This window comes from Nonomuraea sp. SYSU D8015 (genome assembly GCF_008065375.1).
Lineage (GTDB): Bacteria > Actinomycetota > Actinomycetes > Streptosporangiales > Streptosporangiaceae > Nonomuraea.
Window position 1 is genome coordinate 64,129 of sequence record NZ_VJYI01000016.1, and the last position, 16,732, is coordinate 80,860.

Annotated in this window: 15 protein-coding genes; 13 read left to right on the forward strand and 2 right to left on the reverse strand. The window is 71.9% G+C overall.

The features are described from left to right. The first annotated feature begins 94 nt into the window (after nucleotides 1–94). Together ID574_RS43780 and ID574_RS43785 are read left to right on the forward strand one after the other, a co-directional pair. Nucleotides 95–1,894, forward strand: coding sequence for an ABC transporter ATP-binding protein (locus ID574_RS43780; protein WP_188195126.1), 1,800 nt, complete (start codon nucleotides 95–97; stop codon nucleotides 1,892–1,894). Then, a complete protein-coding gene (locus ID574_RS43785) occupies nucleotides 1,891–3,672 on the forward strand; it encodes an ABC transporter ATP-binding protein (protein ID WP_188194960.1) in 1,782 nt (593 codons plus the stop codon). Before ID574_RS43780 ends, ID574_RS43785 begins: the two co-directional genes overlap by 4 nt. Before the next feature lie 3 nt (nucleotides 3,673–3,675). On the opposite strand, the gene ID574_RS43790 is transcribed toward ID574_RS43785, so the two are convergent. Further along, on the reverse strand, nucleotides 3,676–4,065 hold the full coding sequence (locus ID574_RS43790) for an ATP-binding protein (RefSeq protein ID WP_188194961.1): 390 nt from the start codon (nucleotides 4,063–4,065) through the stop codon (nucleotides 3,676–3,678). Next, on the reverse strand, nucleotides 4,058–4,897 hold the full coding sequence (locus ID574_RS43795) for an MEDS domain-containing protein (protein WP_188194962.1): 840 nt from the start codon (nucleotides 4,895–4,897) through the stop codon (nucleotides 4,058–4,060). The genes ID574_RS43790 and ID574_RS43795 overlap by 8 nt, the downstream gene beginning before the upstream one ends. Before the next feature lie 132 nt (nucleotides 4,898–5,029). Here ID574_RS43795 and ID574_RS43800 point away from each other — a divergent pair, with 132 nt between their 5' ends. The 11 genes from ID574_RS43800 to ID574_RS43850 all read left to right on the forward strand — a co-directional run bounded on the left by ID574_RS43800 (nucleotide 5,030) and on the right by ID574_RS43850 (nucleotide 16,707). Beyond that, nucleotides 5,030–5,380 (forward strand): STAS domain-containing protein, encoded by a 351-nt coding sequence (locus ID574_RS43800; protein ID WP_223167691.1) that lies wholly within the window; start codon nucleotides 5,030–5,032, stop codon nucleotides 5,378–5,380. Nucleotides 5,381–5,432: 52 nt separating this feature from the next. Beyond that, entirely contained in the window at nucleotides 5,433–5,786 is a 354-nt protein-coding gene (hisI, locus tag ID574_RS43805) for a phosphoribosyl-AMP cyclohydrolase (protein WP_188194963.1), read from the forward strand. Continuing rightward, complete coding sequence (locus tag ID574_RS43810) at nucleotides 5,786–6,496, forward strand: Trp biosynthesis-associated membrane protein (protein ID WP_223167692.1); 711 nt, start codon at nucleotides 5,786–5,788, stop codon at nucleotides 6,494–6,496. Before hisI ends, ID574_RS43810 begins: the two co-directional genes overlap by 1 nt. Nucleotides 6,497–6,810: 314 nt before the next feature. Continuing rightward, nucleotides 6,811–7,341 (forward strand): CD225/dispanin family protein, encoded by a 531-nt coding sequence (locus ID574_RS43815; protein WP_188194964.1) that lies wholly within the window; start codon nucleotides 6,811–6,813, stop codon nucleotides 7,339–7,341. A 43-nt stretch (nucleotides 7,342–7,384) separates the two neighbouring features. Beyond that, nucleotides 7,385–7,816 (forward strand): DUF2752 domain-containing protein, encoded by a 432-nt coding sequence (locus ID574_RS43820; protein WP_188194965.1) that lies wholly within the window; start codon nucleotides 7,385–7,387, stop codon nucleotides 7,814–7,816. 131 nt (nucleotides 7,817–7,947) lie between these two features. Then, on the forward strand, nucleotides 7,948–8,787 hold the full coding sequence (gene trpC / locus ID574_RS43825; protein ID WP_188194966.1) for an indole-3-glycerol phosphate synthase TrpC: 840 nt from the start codon (nucleotides 7,948–7,950) through the stop codon (nucleotides 8,785–8,787). 38 nt (nucleotides 8,788–8,825) lie between these two features. Continuing rightward, nucleotides 8,826–10,031, forward strand: coding sequence for a tryptophan synthase subunit beta (gene trpB / locus ID574_RS43830; protein WP_188195129.1), 1,206 nt, complete (start codon nucleotides 8,826–8,828; stop codon nucleotides 10,029–10,031). Between the two features lie 331 nt (nucleotides 10,032–10,362). Continuing rightward, on the forward strand, nucleotides 10,363–11,157 hold the full coding sequence (gene trpA / locus ID574_RS43835; protein WP_188194967.1) for a tryptophan synthase subunit alpha: 795 nt from the start codon (nucleotides 10,363–10,365) through the stop codon (nucleotides 11,155–11,157). Nucleotides 11,158–11,342: 185 nt separating this feature from the next. Continuing rightward, nucleotides 11,343–15,287, forward strand: a complete 3,945-nt coding sequence (locus tag ID574_RS43840; RefSeq protein WP_223167693.1) for an endo-alpha-N-acetylgalactosaminidase family protein — start codon at nucleotides 11,343–11,345, stop codon at nucleotides 15,285–15,287. Nucleotides 15,288–15,457: 170 nt separating this feature from the next. Then, nucleotides 15,458–15,931 (forward strand): MauE/DoxX family redox-associated membrane protein, encoded by a 474-nt coding sequence (locus ID574_RS43845; RefSeq protein ID WP_188194968.1) that lies wholly within the window; start codon nucleotides 15,458–15,460, stop codon nucleotides 15,929–15,931. After that, complete coding sequence (locus tag ID574_RS43850; RefSeq protein WP_188194969.1) at nucleotides 15,931–16,707, forward strand: DsbA family protein; 777 nt, start codon at nucleotides 15,931–15,933, stop codon at nucleotides 16,705–16,707. Before ID574_RS43845 ends, ID574_RS43850 begins: the two co-directional genes overlap by 1 nt. The last annotated feature ends 25 nt before the right edge of the window (nucleotides 16,708–16,732 follow it).

Below are 16,732 nucleotides of genomic sequence, written 5' to 3' on the forward strand. Positions count from 1 at the left end.
ATAACGAGATGATCAGAGGTGATGTAGTGACTTACGTACATAGGACATAAACGGGGAGGCTCACCGAGTGGCGAGCAAGGTCACCTCGGCCGTCATGCGTCAAGGACTGCGGGTCCTTGGGGTGGCCATCCGCACCGAGAAGGCGGTCTTCACGCTGGCCGTGCTGGCCAGCGCGGTCTACGGCGGCATGACCGTCGCCTCCGCCTGGGCGCTCGGCTGGGCCACGCAGAACGTCGTGCTGCCCGCCTTCGCCGAGGACCGCGTCGCCTCCGGCGCGCTCTGGACCGGCATGTTCCTCATCCTCGGCACGGCGCTGCTGAAGGCGTTCGGCGTGGCCGGCCGCCGCATCCTGGCCGGCGTCATGCAGTACCGCATGCAGGCCAGGTCGCGCAGGGACGTCACCAAGCAGTATCTCCGGCTGCCGCTGGCGTGGCACCACCGTCACCCCACCGGACAGCTGCTGTCGAACGCCAGCTCCGACGCCGAGGCCGCCTGGGCCCCGCTCGCGCCGCTGCCGATGGCCGTGGGCGTGATCGTCATGCTGTTCACCGCGGCGGTCGCGATGCTGTTCACGGACCTCATGCTCGCGCTGGTCGGGTTCCTGATCTTCCCGGCCATCGCCGTGCTCAACCTCGTCTACCAGCGCAGGCTGAGCCCGCTGGCCACCCGCGCGCAGCAGCTGCGGGCCGAGGTCAGCGAGATCGCGCACGAGAGCTTCGACGGCGCCCTCGTGGTCAAGACCCTCGGCAGGGAGGACCTGGAGACCGAGCGGTTCATGCGCCGCGCCCACGAGCTGCGCGACGCCAACATCGCCGTCGGCCGCGTGCGCGGGCTGTTCGACCCGATGCTGGAGGCGCTGCCCACGCTCGGGGTGCTGGCGGTGCTCGCCGTCGGCGGGCTGCGCCTGTCCACCGGCTCCATCGACTCGGGCGACCTGATCCAGGTCGCCTACCTGTTCACCCTGCTGGCCTTCCCGATCAGGGCGCTGGGCTGGGTGCTGGCCGAGCTGCCGCGCAGCGTCGTCGGCTGGGAGCGGGTGCAGGCCGTGCTGGAGGCCACCGGCTCCATGGACTACGGCAGCGTGAACACAAAGGCCGCCACGACCTCGCCCGAGCCCGCCGCCCTGGAGGTGCGCGGCGTGTCGTACCGCTACGGCGAGGCCGAGGTGCTGCACGACGTCACCTTCGACGTGCCGGCCGGCCGCACCGTCGCCCTGGTCGGCCCCACGGGGTCGGGCAAGTCCACGCTGGTGCAGCTGCTCGTGCGACTGGTCGACCCCGACGCGGGCCAGGTGCTGCTGGACGGCGTCGACCTGCGGGAGCTGGCCTACGGCGCCGTCGCCGAGTCCGTGGCGCTGGTGCCGCAGCAGACGTTCCTGTTCGACGACACCGTGCGCGGCAACATCGCGCTCGGCCTGGACACCGCCGACGAGGACGTGTGGGCCGCGCTGCGGCTGGCGCAGGCCGACGGGTTCGTGGCGCGGCTGTCCGGCGGCCTCGACACGCGCGTCGGCGAGCGCGGCGCGACGCTGTCCGGCGGCCAGCGCCAGCGCCTCGCCCTGGCCCGCGCCGTCGTGCGCCGCCCCCGCCTCCTCGTGCTCGACGACGCCACCTCCAGCGTGGACCCGCAGGTCGAGGCCAGGATCCTGCATGGGCTCCGGGACACCGCCGAGGCGTCGACCGTCGTGGTCGTCGCCTACCGCATGGCCACGATCGCGCTCGCCGACGAGGTCGTCTACCTCGACCACGGCCGCGTCGTGGACCGCGGGCCGCACGAGGATCTGCTCGCCCGCTGCCAGGGCTACCGCAACCTGGTGACGGCCTACGAGCGCGAGCAGGCCGAGCGCGCCGCCATCGAGCTCACGGCCGGGGAAGAGGAAGAGGTCAGCGCATGACGGCGCAGAGCATCCAGCGCAGTTCCGACCGCTCCGCCCTGGCCACGATCCGGCACGGGCTCTCGCTCACGCCCGAGTTCCGCAAGGGCCTGGTCGTCACGCTGATCCTGGCCGTCGTCGCGACCGCCGGCAAGATCATCGTGCCGATCGCGGTCCAGCAGACGATCGACACGGGGCTCAAGGGCGGCACACCCGACATCCCGTACATCACCCGCGCCGTCCTGGTGTGCGCGGCGGCCGTCGTGCTCACCGCGCTCGCCGGATACGTCATGAACGTCCGCCTCTACAAGGCCACCGAGTCTTCCCTGGCCACCCTGCGCGTGCACGGCTTCCGCCACGTGCACGACCTGTCGGTGCTCACCCAGAACACCGAGCGGCGCGGCGCCCTGGTCTCACGCGTCACCGGCGACGTCGACCAGATCAGCACGTTCATGCAGTGGGGCGGGCTGATGATCATCGTGGCGTTCGGGCAGCTGTTCGTGGCGACCGTGCTGATGTTCGTCTACTCCTGGCAGCTGACGCTGCTGGTGTGGGCCTGTTTCATCCCGCTGATGATCGCCCTGCCGCGCTTCCAGCGGCTGCTGTCGCGGGCGTACACGGTGGTGCGGGAGCGCACCGGCGACATGCTCGCCGCGATCAGCGAATCCGTCGTCGGCGCCACCGTCATCCGCGCCTACGCCTCCGAGCGCCGCACCGCCGAGCGCATCGACAAGGCCGTCAACGCCAACCGGTCCGCGCAGGTCAAGGCGCAGACCATCGTCGGCTTCGTCTTCCCGCTGACCGAGATCGTGGCCGCCGTCGCGATCGCCGGCATCGTGCTGCTCGGCGTGCGGCTCGGCCTGTCGGGCGACATCACGCAGGGGCAGCTGGTGGCGTTCCTGTTCCTGGTCACGTTGTTCGTGGCGCCGCTGCAGACGGCCACGGAGGTGCTCAACGAGGCCCAGAACGCCGTCGCCGGCTGGCGGCGCATCCTCGGCGTCCTCGACACCCCGCCCGACGTGGCCGACCCCGGCGAGGAGGGCGTGGAGCTGCCGCGCGGCCCCATCTCGGTCGCCTTCGAGGACGTGCACTTCGCCTACCCCGGCGGCGCGCCCGTGTTGCGCGAGGTCTCGCTCGAGATCCCGCCCCGCTCCCGCATCGCGGTGGTGGGGGAGACGGGGTCGGGCAAGACCACGTTCGCCAAGCTCCTGACCAGGCTGATGGACCCCGGCTCCGGCCGCGTCACCGTGGACGGCTGCGACCTGCGAGACATCCGCTTCTCGTCCCTGCGCGAGCGCATCGTCATGGTGCCGCAGGACGGCTTCCTGTTCGACGGCACGCTGGAGGAGAACATCCGCTACGGCAAGCCGTCGGCCACCCGCGAGGAGATCGAGCTCGCGCTGACCGAGCTGGGCCTGGCCGACTGGCTGGAGGGCCTGCCCGCCGGCCTGGACACCCCCGTCGGACAGCGCGGCGAGTCACTGTCGGCCGGCGAGCGCCAGCTCGTCGCGCTCGCCCGCGCCTACCTCGCCGACCCCGACCTGCTCCTGCTGGACGAGGCCACCTCGGCGGTGGACCCGGCCACGGAGGTGCGGCTGGCCCGCGCGCTCGAGGGCGTCACGCGCGGCCGCACCGCCATCTCGATCGCCCACCGCCTGTCCACGGCCGAGAACGCCGACGAGGTCCTGGTCTTCGACCAGGGCCGCCTGGTGCAGCGGGGCCCGCACGCCGAGCTGGTCGGCGTGCCGGGGGTCTACGCCGACCTGCACGCCTCCTGGGTCTCGGCCGCCCGTTCGTGACGCTCAATCGCGTAAGGCGGCGAAGGTCACGGTCGTGCCGCGCGGCCCCGACACGATCGTGATCTGGTCGCACAGCATGCGCGTCAGCCACAGCCCTCGCCCACAGCCCTCGAAGCCCGTGGGCGGGCGCATGTCGCCCATCCACCCCGGCGGCAGCCCCGGCCCCTCGTCGGTCACCTCGCACCACAGCCGCCCGCCGTGCGACCACATCCGCAGCCGCCCGTGCCCGCCGCCGTGCACCACCGCGTTGGTGGTGATCTCGTTGACCGCCAGCACGAAGTCCTCCAGGCGGCGGCCGGTCAGCCCCTCGTAGGCGGCGTGCTCGGCGACCGCCCTGCGCAGCACCGTGATGCGCCCGCGCGCGAAGGCCGCGCAGAGCACCTGCCTACACATGGCGCACGGCGAGGAACTCGTCCGCCCTGATCAGCCGTAGCACCCGCGCCATGGCCTCGCGGCAGACGACCACGGTGGACCCCTCCGGCCTGGCCATGGCCATGACGGTCAGCAGCCGCGCCGACCCGGCGTCGATGAAGCCCAGCTGGGAGGCGTCGATCACGACTTCACCCGGCTCCTTCTCCAGCGGCGACAGCACCGACGCGAACGCCTGCCGGTTGGTGAGGTCGATGTCGCCCCACACCCGCAGCCCGGGCGGCGAGCACGTGTTGGCGAAGCGCAGCAGCGCCTGCTGGGGCGAGATCGGGTGGACGGAAGCGGCACGGTCGATGGCCTCGCGGGGGAACAGGCCGCGGTCGTACTGGCACACGGCCGCCAGCCAGCGCTCGCCGAAAACCTCGTTGGCCGCCGCCTCGAACGCCGCCTGCCGGCCCGCGTCCCGCACGCCCCAGGAGGCGTCGACCAGCGCGTACACGCCGTGCTGTCCGTGCCTGCGCGCGCGGTCCTTGGCCTCGGTCAGCCGGCACAGCACCCGCTCGGGATCGAGGCAGCCGTCGGTGAAGTGGGTGTCGGCGCAGGCCAGGATCTCCACCTGCCCCGCCGACTCGGCGTCGGCGAAGCCCGGCACGAGCGGCGCCAGCCAGTCGCGCGTCCGCTCGGGGCTGTCCGCGTGCGTGATGATCACCACCTTGGTGCGGCGGCGCAGCCCGTTCATCGTGAACAGCCGCGTCGCCGTCATGCGCTCGCGCTCGCCGTCGAACGGCAGGCAGACATGATCTCCCAGATCAGGGTCGAGGACGGAACCCGCGACGTGCACCACGATGACGAACACCTCCCCCTAGCACGCGCCGGGTCAAGAAAATACCCCTCGCCCCGCCATCACGTTGCGCATTCTCTGCAAAACCCACTGTGACGCGATCCCGGCCGGTGTACCTTTTCGGCGGGGCCGCCCACGGGGAAAGGCATGAGCGACATGGGCGTGGATGTGCTGGAGATGACGCGACGCCGGCACGGCGATCTCGTGGTGGTCAGCCTGGCGGGGGAGGTGGACGTGGACAACGCGTCCAAGGTGCGGCGCTGCCTCGGGGAGGCGGTGGAGACCCACGGCCCCCGGCTGGTCGTCGACCTGACGGGACTGACCTTCATCGACACGACGGGGCTCGGCGTCCTCGTGCGCCAGCTGGCCGACCTGCGGGCGCGCGACGGCACGATGGCGCTGGTCGCGCCGGACGGCCAGGTGCTGCGGCGGCTGCGCAGGACCAACCTGGCCCCGCTGTTCGCGATCTACGAGACCCTGTCGCAGGCATTGGATTGACGGCCCCGGCATCGGTGGCGGGGGCGCGGGCCCCGGCTGGTTGAATGGGGGCATGGCCCTTGATCCCAAGATCGCCGCACGGTTGAAGCGCAACCCCGACGGCCTCGTCCCCGCCATCGCCCAGCAGTACGACACCGGCGAGGTGCTCATGCTGGCCTGGATGAACGACGAGGCGCTGCATCGGACGCTCACCACCGGCCGGGCCACCTACTGGTCGCGCAGCCGCGGCGAGTTCTGGGTCAAGGGCGACACCTCCGGCCACGTCCAGCACGTCAAGTCGGTGGCGCTCGACTGCGACGGCGACACCGTCCTGGTCAAGGTCGACCAGGCCGGGGCCGCCTGCCACACGGGCGACCGCACCTGCTTCGACGCCGGCCCGCTCGAGATCGCGCTCGGCCCGGCGTGATGGCCTCAGGCGGTGGCACGGGCTCCGGCGGCACGGGCTCCGGCGGCACGGCCGCAGGCGGGGACGTCGGTTCCGGCGGCGGCATCGGCTCCGGCGGCGTGGACTCGGGGGCCGGCGTGGGTTCCAGCGGTGGCGCGCCCTCGGGCGCGGAGGGCGGGAGTGCGGCGGCGCGCAGGGAGCTGTGGGGCTGGCTGGCTGTGACCGTCCTGGGTTGCCTCCTGGTGCTGCTGGCCGCGGGACAGACCTGGGTGCGGGTGGCGCAGGCCGGCGCGGTGACGCCCACCGGCGGCCAGCTCGGACCCGCGCTCACCCCCGTGGCGCTGGCCGGCCTGGCCGGCGTGGTCGCCGTCCTGGCCACCAAGGGCGCCGGGCGCCGCGTCGTCGGGGCTTTGCTGGCTCTCTGCGGGGCGGGCGCGGCGGCGGCCACGTGGACGGCCCTGGACGGGACGGCCGTGACCGGTTGGCTCGCCGAACGCAACGCGCTGCGCGGCGCCGCCGCGCTGTCCTGGGAGATCGTGCCGCTCTGGCCCGCCGTGTCCGGGGCCGGAGCGGCCCTGATGATCGCCGGAGGAGCCGTCGCGATGGTGCGCGGCGGCAGGTGGGCGGGCATGTCCGCGCGGTACGAGCGGAGCGGCCCGGCCCCGGCGCACGACGACAAGGCGCTCTGGGACGCCCTCGACCGAGGGGACGACCCCACCGACTCCCGGTGAGTCCGGCAGTGGCGAAATCTCCACTGTTTCGGACCTCTGCCCACGTGGCCGCCGTTTCCTCACTAGGCTGCCGTGTGCGACTCGCCACGAAGCCGGGAGCCACAGGCATGAGCCACGGGGATCAGGGCCGCCACCGCGTCCGAGGACGCCGGTTACCGAAAGGTAGTTTGTCGTTCGCGTAGCCGGGCCGTGACGGGCCGCTTGCGGTCCGATTACGAATTGTCCGCAAATTGGACGTTGATCCACGTAGTAGATGGTTTCTCGCTAGGCTGCCGCGCACTCGCCACAAAGATGACGACATGAGGAGTCATAGCATGACTTACGGTAACCAGGGCGATGGCGGCTACGGCTCGCAGCCGCCCGGCGGCGGCTACGGCCAGCAGCCCCCGAGCGGTGGTGGCTACGGCCAGCAGCCTCCCAGCGGTGGCGGCTACGGTGGCGGCTATGGCCAGCAGCCCCCGAGCGGTGGCGGCTACGGTGGTGGCTATGGCCAGCAGCCCCCGAGCGGCGGTGGCTACGGTGGCGGCTACGGGCAGCAGCCCCCGAGCGGTGGCGGCTACGGCGGGCAGCAACCGCCGGACAACCAGTTGGTCCCAGCGATCCTCACCACCCTGTTCTGCTGCCTTCCCTTCGGCATCGTGGCGATCGTCAAGTCGTCGCAGGTCAACCAGAAGTGGCAGGTCGGCGACTACCAGGGTGCGATGCAGGCGGCCGAAGAGGCCAAGACGTGGTGGAAGCGCAGCCTGATCTTCGGCGCCATCTCGATCGTGCTGATCATCCTCGCCTACGTGCTGTTCTTCGTGATCTTCGCTGCCAGCATGAGCGCCACGTACTCCTCGTACTAGGCCGCGCGAAGAGGATCACGCACGGAAGGCGGATACTGGGAACATGAGCATCGCAACCACCGGGCGGCGCGGCACCGATCGGCTCAAGGGCCTGCTCGCGCCGCTCGGTGTTGCGGCCGGAGCGGGCGCCGTGGTGGCGTTCGTCGGCGTGGTCGACCCCAACGAGCCCGGCCACTACCCGACCTGCCCGTTCCTGTGGCTCACCGGCCTCTACTGTCCGGGCTGCGGCACGCTGCGCACCATCCACGCGCTGGCGCACCTCGACCCGGTGGCCGCGCTCGGGCTCAACCCGCTGGCCGTGGCCATGATCCCGCTCCTGCTGTTCTGGTGGGGCAGATGGGTGGTGCGCGCCTGGCAGGGCAAGCCCCGGCGCACGACGCTCGCCCATCCGGCGTGGCTGTGGGCGTTCCTCGCGCTCGTCGTGGTGTACTGGGTCGTCCGTAACCTGCCGTTCGGGGCGTTCCTGGCACCGTAGCCCCGCGCACTTGTGGGGCCCTGTGGTGAGGTGACCCCGCCGGGGCCGATACCATCGCAGGACAAGGCGGAGAGCGGACGCGACGCGAACTCTCAGCCACCCCCACAGTCGACCGGAGGGACCCCAAGCGCGTGAGTGAGCGGACGGAAGGGCCGAGTGTCCTCGACGACATCCTCGACGGGGTGCGCGCCGACCTCGCCGCACGTCAGCAGGCCGTGTCCATCGACGAGCTCAAGCAGCGGGCCGAGCGGGCGCAGCCGCCCAGAGACGCGATGGCCGCGCTCGGGGGTGACCGGGTCTCGGTGATCGCCGAGGTCAAGCGGTCGAGCCCGTCCAAGGGCGCGCTGGCCGCGATCGCCGACCCCGCCGCGCTGGCGGCCGACTACGAGGCCGGCGGGGCGCACGTCATCAGCGTGCTGACCGAGCGGCGCAAGTTCGGCGGCAGCCTCGACGACCTGGCCGCGGTGCGCGCCAGGGTCGACATCCCGATCCTGCGTAAGGACTTCATCCTGACCTCCTACCAGCTGTGGGAGGCCAGGGCCCACGGCGCCGACCTGGCGCTGCTCATGGTCGTCTGCCTGGAGCAGGAGGCCCTGGTGTCGCTGATCGAGCGGGCCGAGTCCATCGGGCTCACCCCGCTGGTCGAGGTGCACACCGAGGAGGAGCTCGACCGGGCGGTCGCCGCCGGGGCCCGGGTCATCGGGGTCAACGCCCGCAACCTGAAGACGCTCGAGGTCGACCGCGAGGTCTTCGCGAAGCTGGCGCCGAAGATCCCCGACAATGTCATCAAGATCGCCGAGTCGGGCGTGCGCGGCCCGCACGACCTGCTCGCCTACGCCAGGTCCGGCGCCGACGCCGTCCTGGTGGGGGAGAGCCTGGTGACCGGCAAGGACCCGCGCAAGGCGGTGGAGGCGCTGGTGACCGCCGGCGCCCACCCATCGACGCGCCCCGACCACTCAGCAGAGGGATAGCAGTGGCAAACGAAGGCACCATCCTGACCGCCGCGGACCTGGCGGGCAACGGCGCGCACGGCGACGATCCCGACGTGCACGGGAAGTTCGGCATCTTCGGCGGCCGGTTCGTGCCCGAGGCGCTCATCCCGGCGCTGGACGAGGTGGCCGCGGTCTACGAGAAGGCCAAGAACGACGCGCAGTTCATCCGCGAGTTCGACCACCTGCTGCGCACCTACGCCGGCCGGCCCACCACGCTGACCGACGTGCCGCGCTTCAGCGAGCAGGCCGGCGGCGCCAGGATCGTGCTCAAGCGGGAAGACCTCACCCACACCGGCGCTCACAAGATCAACAATGTGCTGGGCCAGGCCCTGCTGACCAAGCGGCTGGGCAAGAAGCGCGTGATCGCCGAGACCGGCGCGGGTCAGCACGGCGTGGCCACCGCCACCGCCGCGGCCCTGCTCGGCCTCGAGTGCGTCATCTACATGGGCGCGGTCGACTGCGAGCGCCAGGCGCTCAACGTGGCCAGGATGAAGCTGCTCGGCGCCACCGTGGTGCCCGTCACCAACGGCTCGCAGACGCTCAAGGACGCCATCAACGAGGCGTTCCGCGACTGGGTGACCAACGTCGACACCACCCACTACCTGTTCGGCACCGTCGCCGGGCCGCACCCGTTCCCCGAGATCGTGCGCGACTTCGCGCGCATCATCGGCGTCGAGGCCCGCCGCCAGATGCTGGAGCTGTCCGGCAAGCTGCCCGACGCCGTCTGCGCCGCCGTCGGCGGCGGCAGCAACGCGATCGGCATCTTCCACGCCTTCATCGGCGACGAGGGCGTCCAGTTGCACGGCTACGAGGCGGCCGGTCACGGCCTGGAGAGCGGCGAGCACGCGCTCACGCTCACCGCCGGCTCGGTCGGCGTGCTCCACGGCTCGCGCACCTACGTGCTGCAGGACGACGAGGGCCAGACCATCGAGTCCCACTCGATCTCGGCCGGGCTCGACTACCCGGGTGTCGGCCCGGAGCACGCCTGGCTGAAGGACTCCGGCCGCGCCACCTACCACGGCGTCACCGACGACCAGGCGATGGCCGCGTTCTCGCTGCTGGCCAGGACCGAGGGCATCATCCCGGCCATCGAGTCCTCCCACGCCCTGGCGGGCGCGCTGGAGCTGGGCCGCGAGCTCGGCCCCGAGGCGACCATCCTGGTCAACCTCTCCGGCCGCGGCGACAAGGACATGGGCACGGCGATGAAATACTTCAACCTGTAGCGGGCTCGCGCCGTTCTCGCACCGCCGCCGTACTCGGGCCGAGGTCTTTCGGGGTGGGTGGGCGATCGCCCCACCGCACTCCGGCTGAGGTCCGGGGTCGGTGGGCGCCCACCGCTCCCTGGCCGCCGCACTCCGGCCCGGTCCTTCGGGGTCTGGGCGGCACTCGGCCCGGACGCCGCCCTCGGGCCGCGGTCTCGAGGTGGGGTGCCGGGGCGGGAGGGCGCGGGCAGGCGACGTGGGCCCGGGACGGGGAGCCGCTGCGGCGCGGGGATTTCGGGCGGGCGCGACGGCAGGGCATCATGGTGGGACTCGACCTTCGAAACGGATTGACATGACGACTCTTCAGACGGTGTTCGCCAAGGCCAAGGCGGACAACCGGGCCGCGCTCGTCGGCTACCTGCCCGCGGGCTTCCCCTCCAAGGACGGCGGCGTCGCGGCCGCCGCGGCCCTGGTGGAGGCCGGCTGCGACGTCATCGAGATCGGCCTGCCCTACTCCGACCCGCTCATGGACGGGCCGACGATCCAGGACGCGGTGCACAGGTCGCTGGTCAACGGCACGCGCATCGCCGACGTGATGCGCACGGTCGAGGGCGTGGCGGCCACCGGCGCGGCCACGCTCGTCATGACGTACTGGAACCCGATCGACCGCTACGGCGCCGAGCGCTTCGCCCGCGACCTGGCCAACGCGGGCGGCGTGGGCACGATCACGCCCGACCTGACGCCGGAGGAGTCCGAGCCGTGGCGGGCGGCCTCGGCGGACGCCGGCATCGACACGGTGTTCCTGGTGGCGCCCAGCTCGACGGGCGAGCGCATCAAGGCCGTCGTCGACTGCTGCACCGGCTTCGTCTACGCCGCCTCGCTGATGGGCGTCACGGGCGCCAGGGAGACCGTCAACTCCGCCGCCGAGGGTCTGGTCGAGCGCACCCGGGCGCACACCGATCTGCCGGTGTGCGTCGGCCTGGGGGTCGGCACGGGCGCGCAGGCGGCCGAGGTGGCGGGCTACGCCGACGGGGTCATCGTCGGGTCGGCGTTCATCCGCCGGCTGCTCGACGCCCCTGACGAGGCGGCGGGGCGCGCCTCGATCGCCGAGCTGGCCCGGGAGATGGCCCAGGGCGTGCGCCGCTGACGTGTGATCGCAGACGAGCGCGGTCCCCTTACGGGGGCCGCGCTTTACCGTTTCTGTCAGATCATGTGACGAAATATTTGGACAAGTGCGAAGATCTGGCGCGTAAGTCCATGGCGTGCGCTGCCGCGCCGGGTGATGATCGGGGCTCCCGAGCGGTGTGACGCATGACCCCCGGAAGGACACCTATGCGTCAAGGTCCCGTTGTCTACGCAGCAGCCCTCGTCCTCGCGGCCACGGCCATGGCCGCCCCGTCGGCCTCCCACGTCGATCCGGCCCCGCATGCCGCGGCCCCGCCTGCCGCGACGGCCGCCGAGCCGGAGCCGCCTGCGGCGATGCTTGCCGAGCCGGAGCCGCCGACTCCCGAGCCGACGCCCACCTACGACCTCCCCTCGCCCGATGCCTCCCCGACGGACGCGCCGCCGCCGAGCCCGACCGCGCAGAACCCGCCGCCCGCGCCCGCCCGCGTGGCCGAGCCGATCAGCGTCTCCTCGCCGGAGCTGACCGTGGAGCTGGACCCCGCCTTCCCGCGCGTCCTGCGCTACGTCGACCTGGCCGGCGGCGCCACCCTGGGCGGCAGCACGGGCGTGCCCGCCGTCGTGCTGAACGGCCAGGCACGGGCCGCCGCCGCGGCGCTGACCGGGAACGACGGCGCGACCGCCCGCTACCGGCTGACCTTCGACGGCCTGCCGGGCGTCACACTGGACGCGAGCATCGCGGTCAAGGGCCGGGTGACGACGTTCAGGATCGACTCGGTGGCCGACACCGAGGCGTTCCGCGTCGGGACGATCGACCTGCCCGGGCACGACCTGGTGTCGGTCTCGAGCGAGCAGCCGGGCGCGGCGACCGCTTTCACCAGGCTGGACCCGAACTCCACCCGCACCGCCGACGTGTTCGCCCAGGTCACCAGGGACACCGCGGCCGACCCGGCCCCGGTAGGGGCGACGTACGCGATCGTGAACACCGACCGGCTGGCCGCGGCGATCGAGTCCAACTCCACCTACGACCGCCCCTCCGGGCCCACCGACCGCGACGCGGCCAGGCTCTGGCACCAGGCCAGGAAGGACGCCGGCGGCACGGTCACGGTGGGCGTGTGGAGCGGCCAGTGGACCCACCGGGCGGCCGGCTCCCCGTTCACCGAGGAGGCGCCCTGGGCCAAGGTCGTGATCACCCCCGACGCCAACGGCGACGGGACGCTGGACTGGCAGGACGGCGCGGTCGCCTTCAGAGACATCGCGGTGAAGCCGCTCGGCGCGGAGCGGACGAAGGACCGGGTGGTGATCCACATCCCGTTCAACTTCTCCAGCCAGGCCACGCACCCGTTCCTGCGCACGCTCGACGACGTCAAGCGGATCTCGCTGGCCACCGACGGGCTCGGACAGCTGGCGCTGCTCAAGGGCTACCAGTCCGAGGGCCACGACGCGGCGCACCCCGACTACGGCGGCAATTACAACCGCCGCGCCGGCGGCCTGGCCGATCTGAACACGCTGCTCAAGGTCGGGAAGGGCTGGAACGCCACGTTCGGCGTGCACGTCAACGCCACCGAGGCCTACCCCGAGGCGAAGAACTTCAGCGAGCAGCTGGTCGACAAGGACGCCAAGGGCTGGAACTGGCTCGACCAGGCGTACCTGATCGACCAGCGCGGCGACCTGACCAGGGGGACGCTCGCCCGCAGGTTCGGGCAGCTGCGGAAGGAGACCGACAGGAACCTCGCGGTGCTGTACGTGGACGTGTTCCGGCCGTTCGGCTGGGTCGCCGACCGCACGCTGGCCGAGCTGCGCGCGCAGGGCTGGCAGGTGACCACCGAGTGGTCGGACAAGCTGGAGCGGTCGTCGCTGTGGGCGCACTGGGCCAACGACCTGAACTACGGCGGAGTCACCAACAAGGGGCTGAACTCGCAGATCATCCGGTTCATCCGCAACCACGAGAAGGACGTCTGGAACTCCCACCCGATCCTCGGCAACGCCCGCATCGTCGAGTTCGAGGGCTGGACCGCGGAGAACGACTTCACCGCCTTCTACCGCAACATCTGGGAGCACAACCTGCCCGCCAAGTTCCTCCAGCACTACAAGATCATGGATTGGTCCGCCGACGAGATCGTGTTCACCGGCGGCGTGCGCGGGACGTACCGGGACGGCAGGCGGGAGTGGTTCGCGGGCGGGCGCAAGGTGCTCGACGGGGGCACGTACCTGCTGCCGTGGCAGGGCAGGCTCTACCACTACAACCCCGCGGGCGGGACCACCACCTGGGACGCCGACCGGCCGATGAGCGTCTACAAGCTCACCGACCAGGGCCGCGTTCCCGCGGGCACGGTCACCCCCGCGGGCGGGAAGATCACGCTGCGGGCGGAGGCCGGCGTGCCGTACGTGCTCTACCAGGGCAAGGCTCCTGAACTGCCGGGTCCCGCGTGGGGGCAGGGGGGCGGCGTGCGCGACCCCGGCTTCAACGGCGACCGGCTCGCCGGATGGCGCGTCAGCGGGCCCGTGAGCGTCGAGAGGAACTCCCTGGGCCATCGGGTCGCCCTCCTGCGCGGCGGCGCCCAGGCGCGGCTTGAGCAGCGGCTGACGGGCCTGCGGGCGGGCCGCACGTACACCGCGTCGGCCTTCGTCGAGGTCGAGCCGGGCAAGACGCGTGAGACCGCGCTGGAGGCCGGCGGCGAGGCGGTGACGATCCAGCGCTCCACGGCCAAGAACTACATCGCCTCCGACGAGAAGCACGACACCTTCTTCCAGCGGGTCAAGGTGACGTTCACCGCGCCGGGCGACTCCGTCACGCTGCGGATCACGGCCGCGGCCGCGCCGGGGGACGTCCGGGTGGACGACGTGCGGCTGTTCCGGCGCGACCCGCCCGGGCGGGTCGAGACGTTCGAGTCCGCCGAGCCCGGCTGGGGGCCGTTCGTGAAGGGGGACGCGGGCGGGTCGTTCGACGCGCGCACGCACCTGTCCGAGCGGCACGAGCCGTACACGCAGGCCGGATGGAACGGCAAGGCGATCGACGACGTGCTGAACGGCGACTGGTCGCTCAAGGCCCACGAGGAGCGGCAGGGGCTGATCTACCGCACGCTGCCGTGGACCGCGCGGTTCGAGCCCGGGCGGGCGTACGAGGTGTCGTTCAGCTACCAGAACGCGCAGGCCGACACCTACCAGTGGGTGACCGGCTACGACGCGCGCGGCGCGAGCGTCGAGACGCGGCGCACGACCATCCCCGAGCGGCGGACCACCGCCACCTTCACCGAGCGGGTGGTCGGCGGGTGCGGCGACGTGTGGGTCGGGCTGCGCTCGCTCCGGCCCGAGCAGGCCGGGGCCGACTTCGTCCTGGACGACTTCTCCGTCACTGACCTCGGGCCCGCGCAGGACGCGCCACCCTGCGGGACGCTGGAGCTGACGCCCGCCTCGGCTGCGTTCGAGCAGGGGGCCGCCAACGGCGTCACCACCGTGTTCAGGAACCTGGAGGACGCGGCGGCGCAGGATGTGCGGGTGACGCTGGAGGTGCCGGAGGGCTGGGCCGTGGCCGGCGACGGCGCCGGCACGGTGGAGCCGGGCGGCAAGCTGACCACCGAGTGGCAGGTCACGCCTCCCGCCGAGGCGGCCTACGACACGTACGAGTTGCGGGCCGCCGTCACCTACACCGTCGACGGCGCGGCCAGGACGCTGACGGCGTCGGCGCGCGTGCGGACTCTGCCGCCCCCGCCCGCGGCCGACGCCTACGCCAGTGACCTGGAGTGGGTCAGCGCGGACAACGGCTGGGGTCCCGTCGAGCGCGACCGGTCCAACGGCGACACCGGCGAGGCCGACGGCGGGCCGATCGTCATCGGCGGGCGGACCTTCGCCAAGGGGCTCGGCACGCACGCGCCCGCCGAGATCCGTTTCTACCTGGCCGGGCGGTGCTCGGAGTTCCGCGCCTTCGTGGGGGTGGACGACGTGCAGGCCACGCGGGGGTCCGTGCGGTTCGGCGTGCTGGCCGACGGCGCGGAGCGGGCGCGCAGCCCCGTGCTGAGGGCCGCCGACGACGCGTACGAACTGGTCGCCGATCTGTCCGGCGCCAAGTTCGTGGATCTCGTGGCCGACGACGGCGGCGACGGCATCGGCAACGACCACGCAGACTGGGGAGAGGCGAGGTTCACATGCGGCTGAACGGCCGCAAAAGCAGCAGCTCAGACGCGGAAACCTCGTTTAACTGACGCTTATCCCCGCCGTGGTCGGATGGAGCCGGGTACTGTGCGCCTTTTCCGGCACAGAGAAAGAGGAGATGACCCGTGGCCGCGTCACTACCGCTACCCAACGCCAGACCGGCGATACCCTGGGTGACGACCGTCGCCCGGCTGGTTCTGGGCGGGGTGCTGATCGCGGCGGGCGCGCTGAAGATCGGCAACCCGTCCGACTCGGTCGTGGCGGTCAAGGCATACCAGCTGCTGCCCGACTCGATCGCCGTCCCGGTGGGCCACGTCCTGCCGATCCTGGAGATCGTCGTCGGCGTGCTGCTGGTCGTCGGTCTGCTGACCAGGGCGGCCGCCGTGATCGCGGGGCTGCTCATGGTGGCGTTCGTGTTCGGCATCGCCTGGGCATGGGCGAACGGCCTGCGGATCGACTGCGGCTGTTTCGGCGGCGGCGGCCAGCTGGGAGAGGGACAGGAGCCGACCTACCTGCTCGACATCCTGCGCGACTTCGGCCTCGTGCTGCTCGCCGCCTGGACCGTCCGTTTCCCGCCGGGCCGTTTCGCGCTCGACGGCGCCCTCGGGCTGGGGGGCGACAGTGCTGACGAGGAGGAGGACGAGTGATGAGCAAGGGCAACCGTACGAAGTCGCCGGGGTCGGCGAAGTCGAGGAGCGCGCGCGAGAAGATCAAGGAGCAGCAGGCCGCCGCACGGGCGCGTGACAAGCGCAAGCGGGTGGTGACGTACGTGACCGCGGGCGCGGTCGCGGTGGCCGCGGTCGGGCTCGGCTGGTGGTACGCGGCCAGCACGTCCCGCTCGGAGGAGGCCACGGCCGCCCTCGCGCCGGTCACCGTGCAGGCCGACGGCAGCGTCGTCATGGCCAAGGCCGGCGTCACCGCGCCGGTGGTCGACATCTACGAGGACTTCCAGTGCCCGGCCTGCAAGGAGGCCGAGCGCGTGAGCGGGCCGACGTTCAAGAACCTCGCCGCCGAGGGCAAGGCCAAGGTCGTCTACCACCCCATCACGATCTTCTCGCAGGAGCCGCTCAGGTCCAACTCCGTGCGCGCGGGCAACGCCGTCCGGTGCATCGCGGACGGCAAGCAGTGGATGGCCTTCCACGACCTGCTCTTCCAGAACCAGCCGCCCGAGGGCGTCGAGGGCTTCAAGACCGACGAGCTCCTGCAGTGGGGCAAGCAGGCCGGGGTGACCGCGCCGGACTTCCAGCAGTGCGTCACTTCCCAGAAGAACGCCCAGGCCCAGCTCGACTACAGCAAGAAAATCAGCGACGCGCAGAAGCTGACCCATACGCCGACGGTGAAGTTGAACGGCACAGAAATAGACAATGCGGTCCTCTTCAGCCCCTCGCAACTTCGCGATGAGATTACGGAGGCGGCTAAGTAGGCTCGCTTCCGCTACCCTCACCTGA

Excerpts from the sequence above, each read along its gene's own strand:
- trpA (WP_188194967.1), top strand. The coding sequence starts at position 10,363 with ATGACGACTCTTCAGACGGTGTTCGCCAAGGCCAAGGCGGACAACCGG.
- ID574_RS43785 (WP_188194960.1), top strand. The coding sequence starts at position 1,891 with ATGACGGCGCAGAGCATCCAGCGCAGTTCCGACCGCTCCGCCCTGGCC.
- ID574_RS43840 (WP_223167693.1), top strand. The coding sequence starts at position 11,343 with ATGCGTCAAGGTCCCGTTGTCTACGCAGCAGCCCTCGTCCTCGCGGCC.
- ID574_RS43790 (WP_188194961.1), bottom strand. The coding sequence starts at position 4,065 with ATGTGTAGGCAGGTGCTCTGCGCGGCCTTCGCGCGCGGGCGCATCACG.
- hisI (WP_188194963.1), top strand. The coding sequence starts at position 5,433 with ATGGCCCTTGATCCCAAGATCGCCGCACGGTTGAAGCGCAACCCCGAC.
- ID574_RS43780 (WP_188195126.1), top strand. The coding sequence starts at position 95 with ATGCGTCAAGGACTGCGGGTCCTTGGGGTGGCCATCCGCACCGAGAAG.
- ID574_RS43800 (WP_223167691.1), top strand. The coding sequence starts at position 5,030 with ATGAGCGACATGGGCGTGGATGTGCTGGAGATGACGCGACGCCGGCAC.
- ID574_RS43850 (WP_188194969.1), top strand. The coding sequence starts at position 15,931 with ATGAGCAAGGGCAACCGTACGAAGTCGCCGGGGTCGGCGAAGTCGAGG.
- ID574_RS43810 (WP_223167692.1), top strand. The coding sequence starts at position 5,786 with ATGGCCTCAGGCGGTGGCACGGGCTCCGGCGGCACGGGCTCCGGCGGC.
- ID574_RS43815 (WP_188194964.1), top strand. The coding sequence starts at position 6,811 with ATGACTTACGGTAACCAGGGCGATGGCGGCTACGGCTCGCAGCCGCCC.
- ID574_RS43820 (WP_188194965.1), top strand. The coding sequence starts at position 7,385 with ATGAGCATCGCAACCACCGGGCGGCGCGGCACCGATCGGCTCAAGGGC.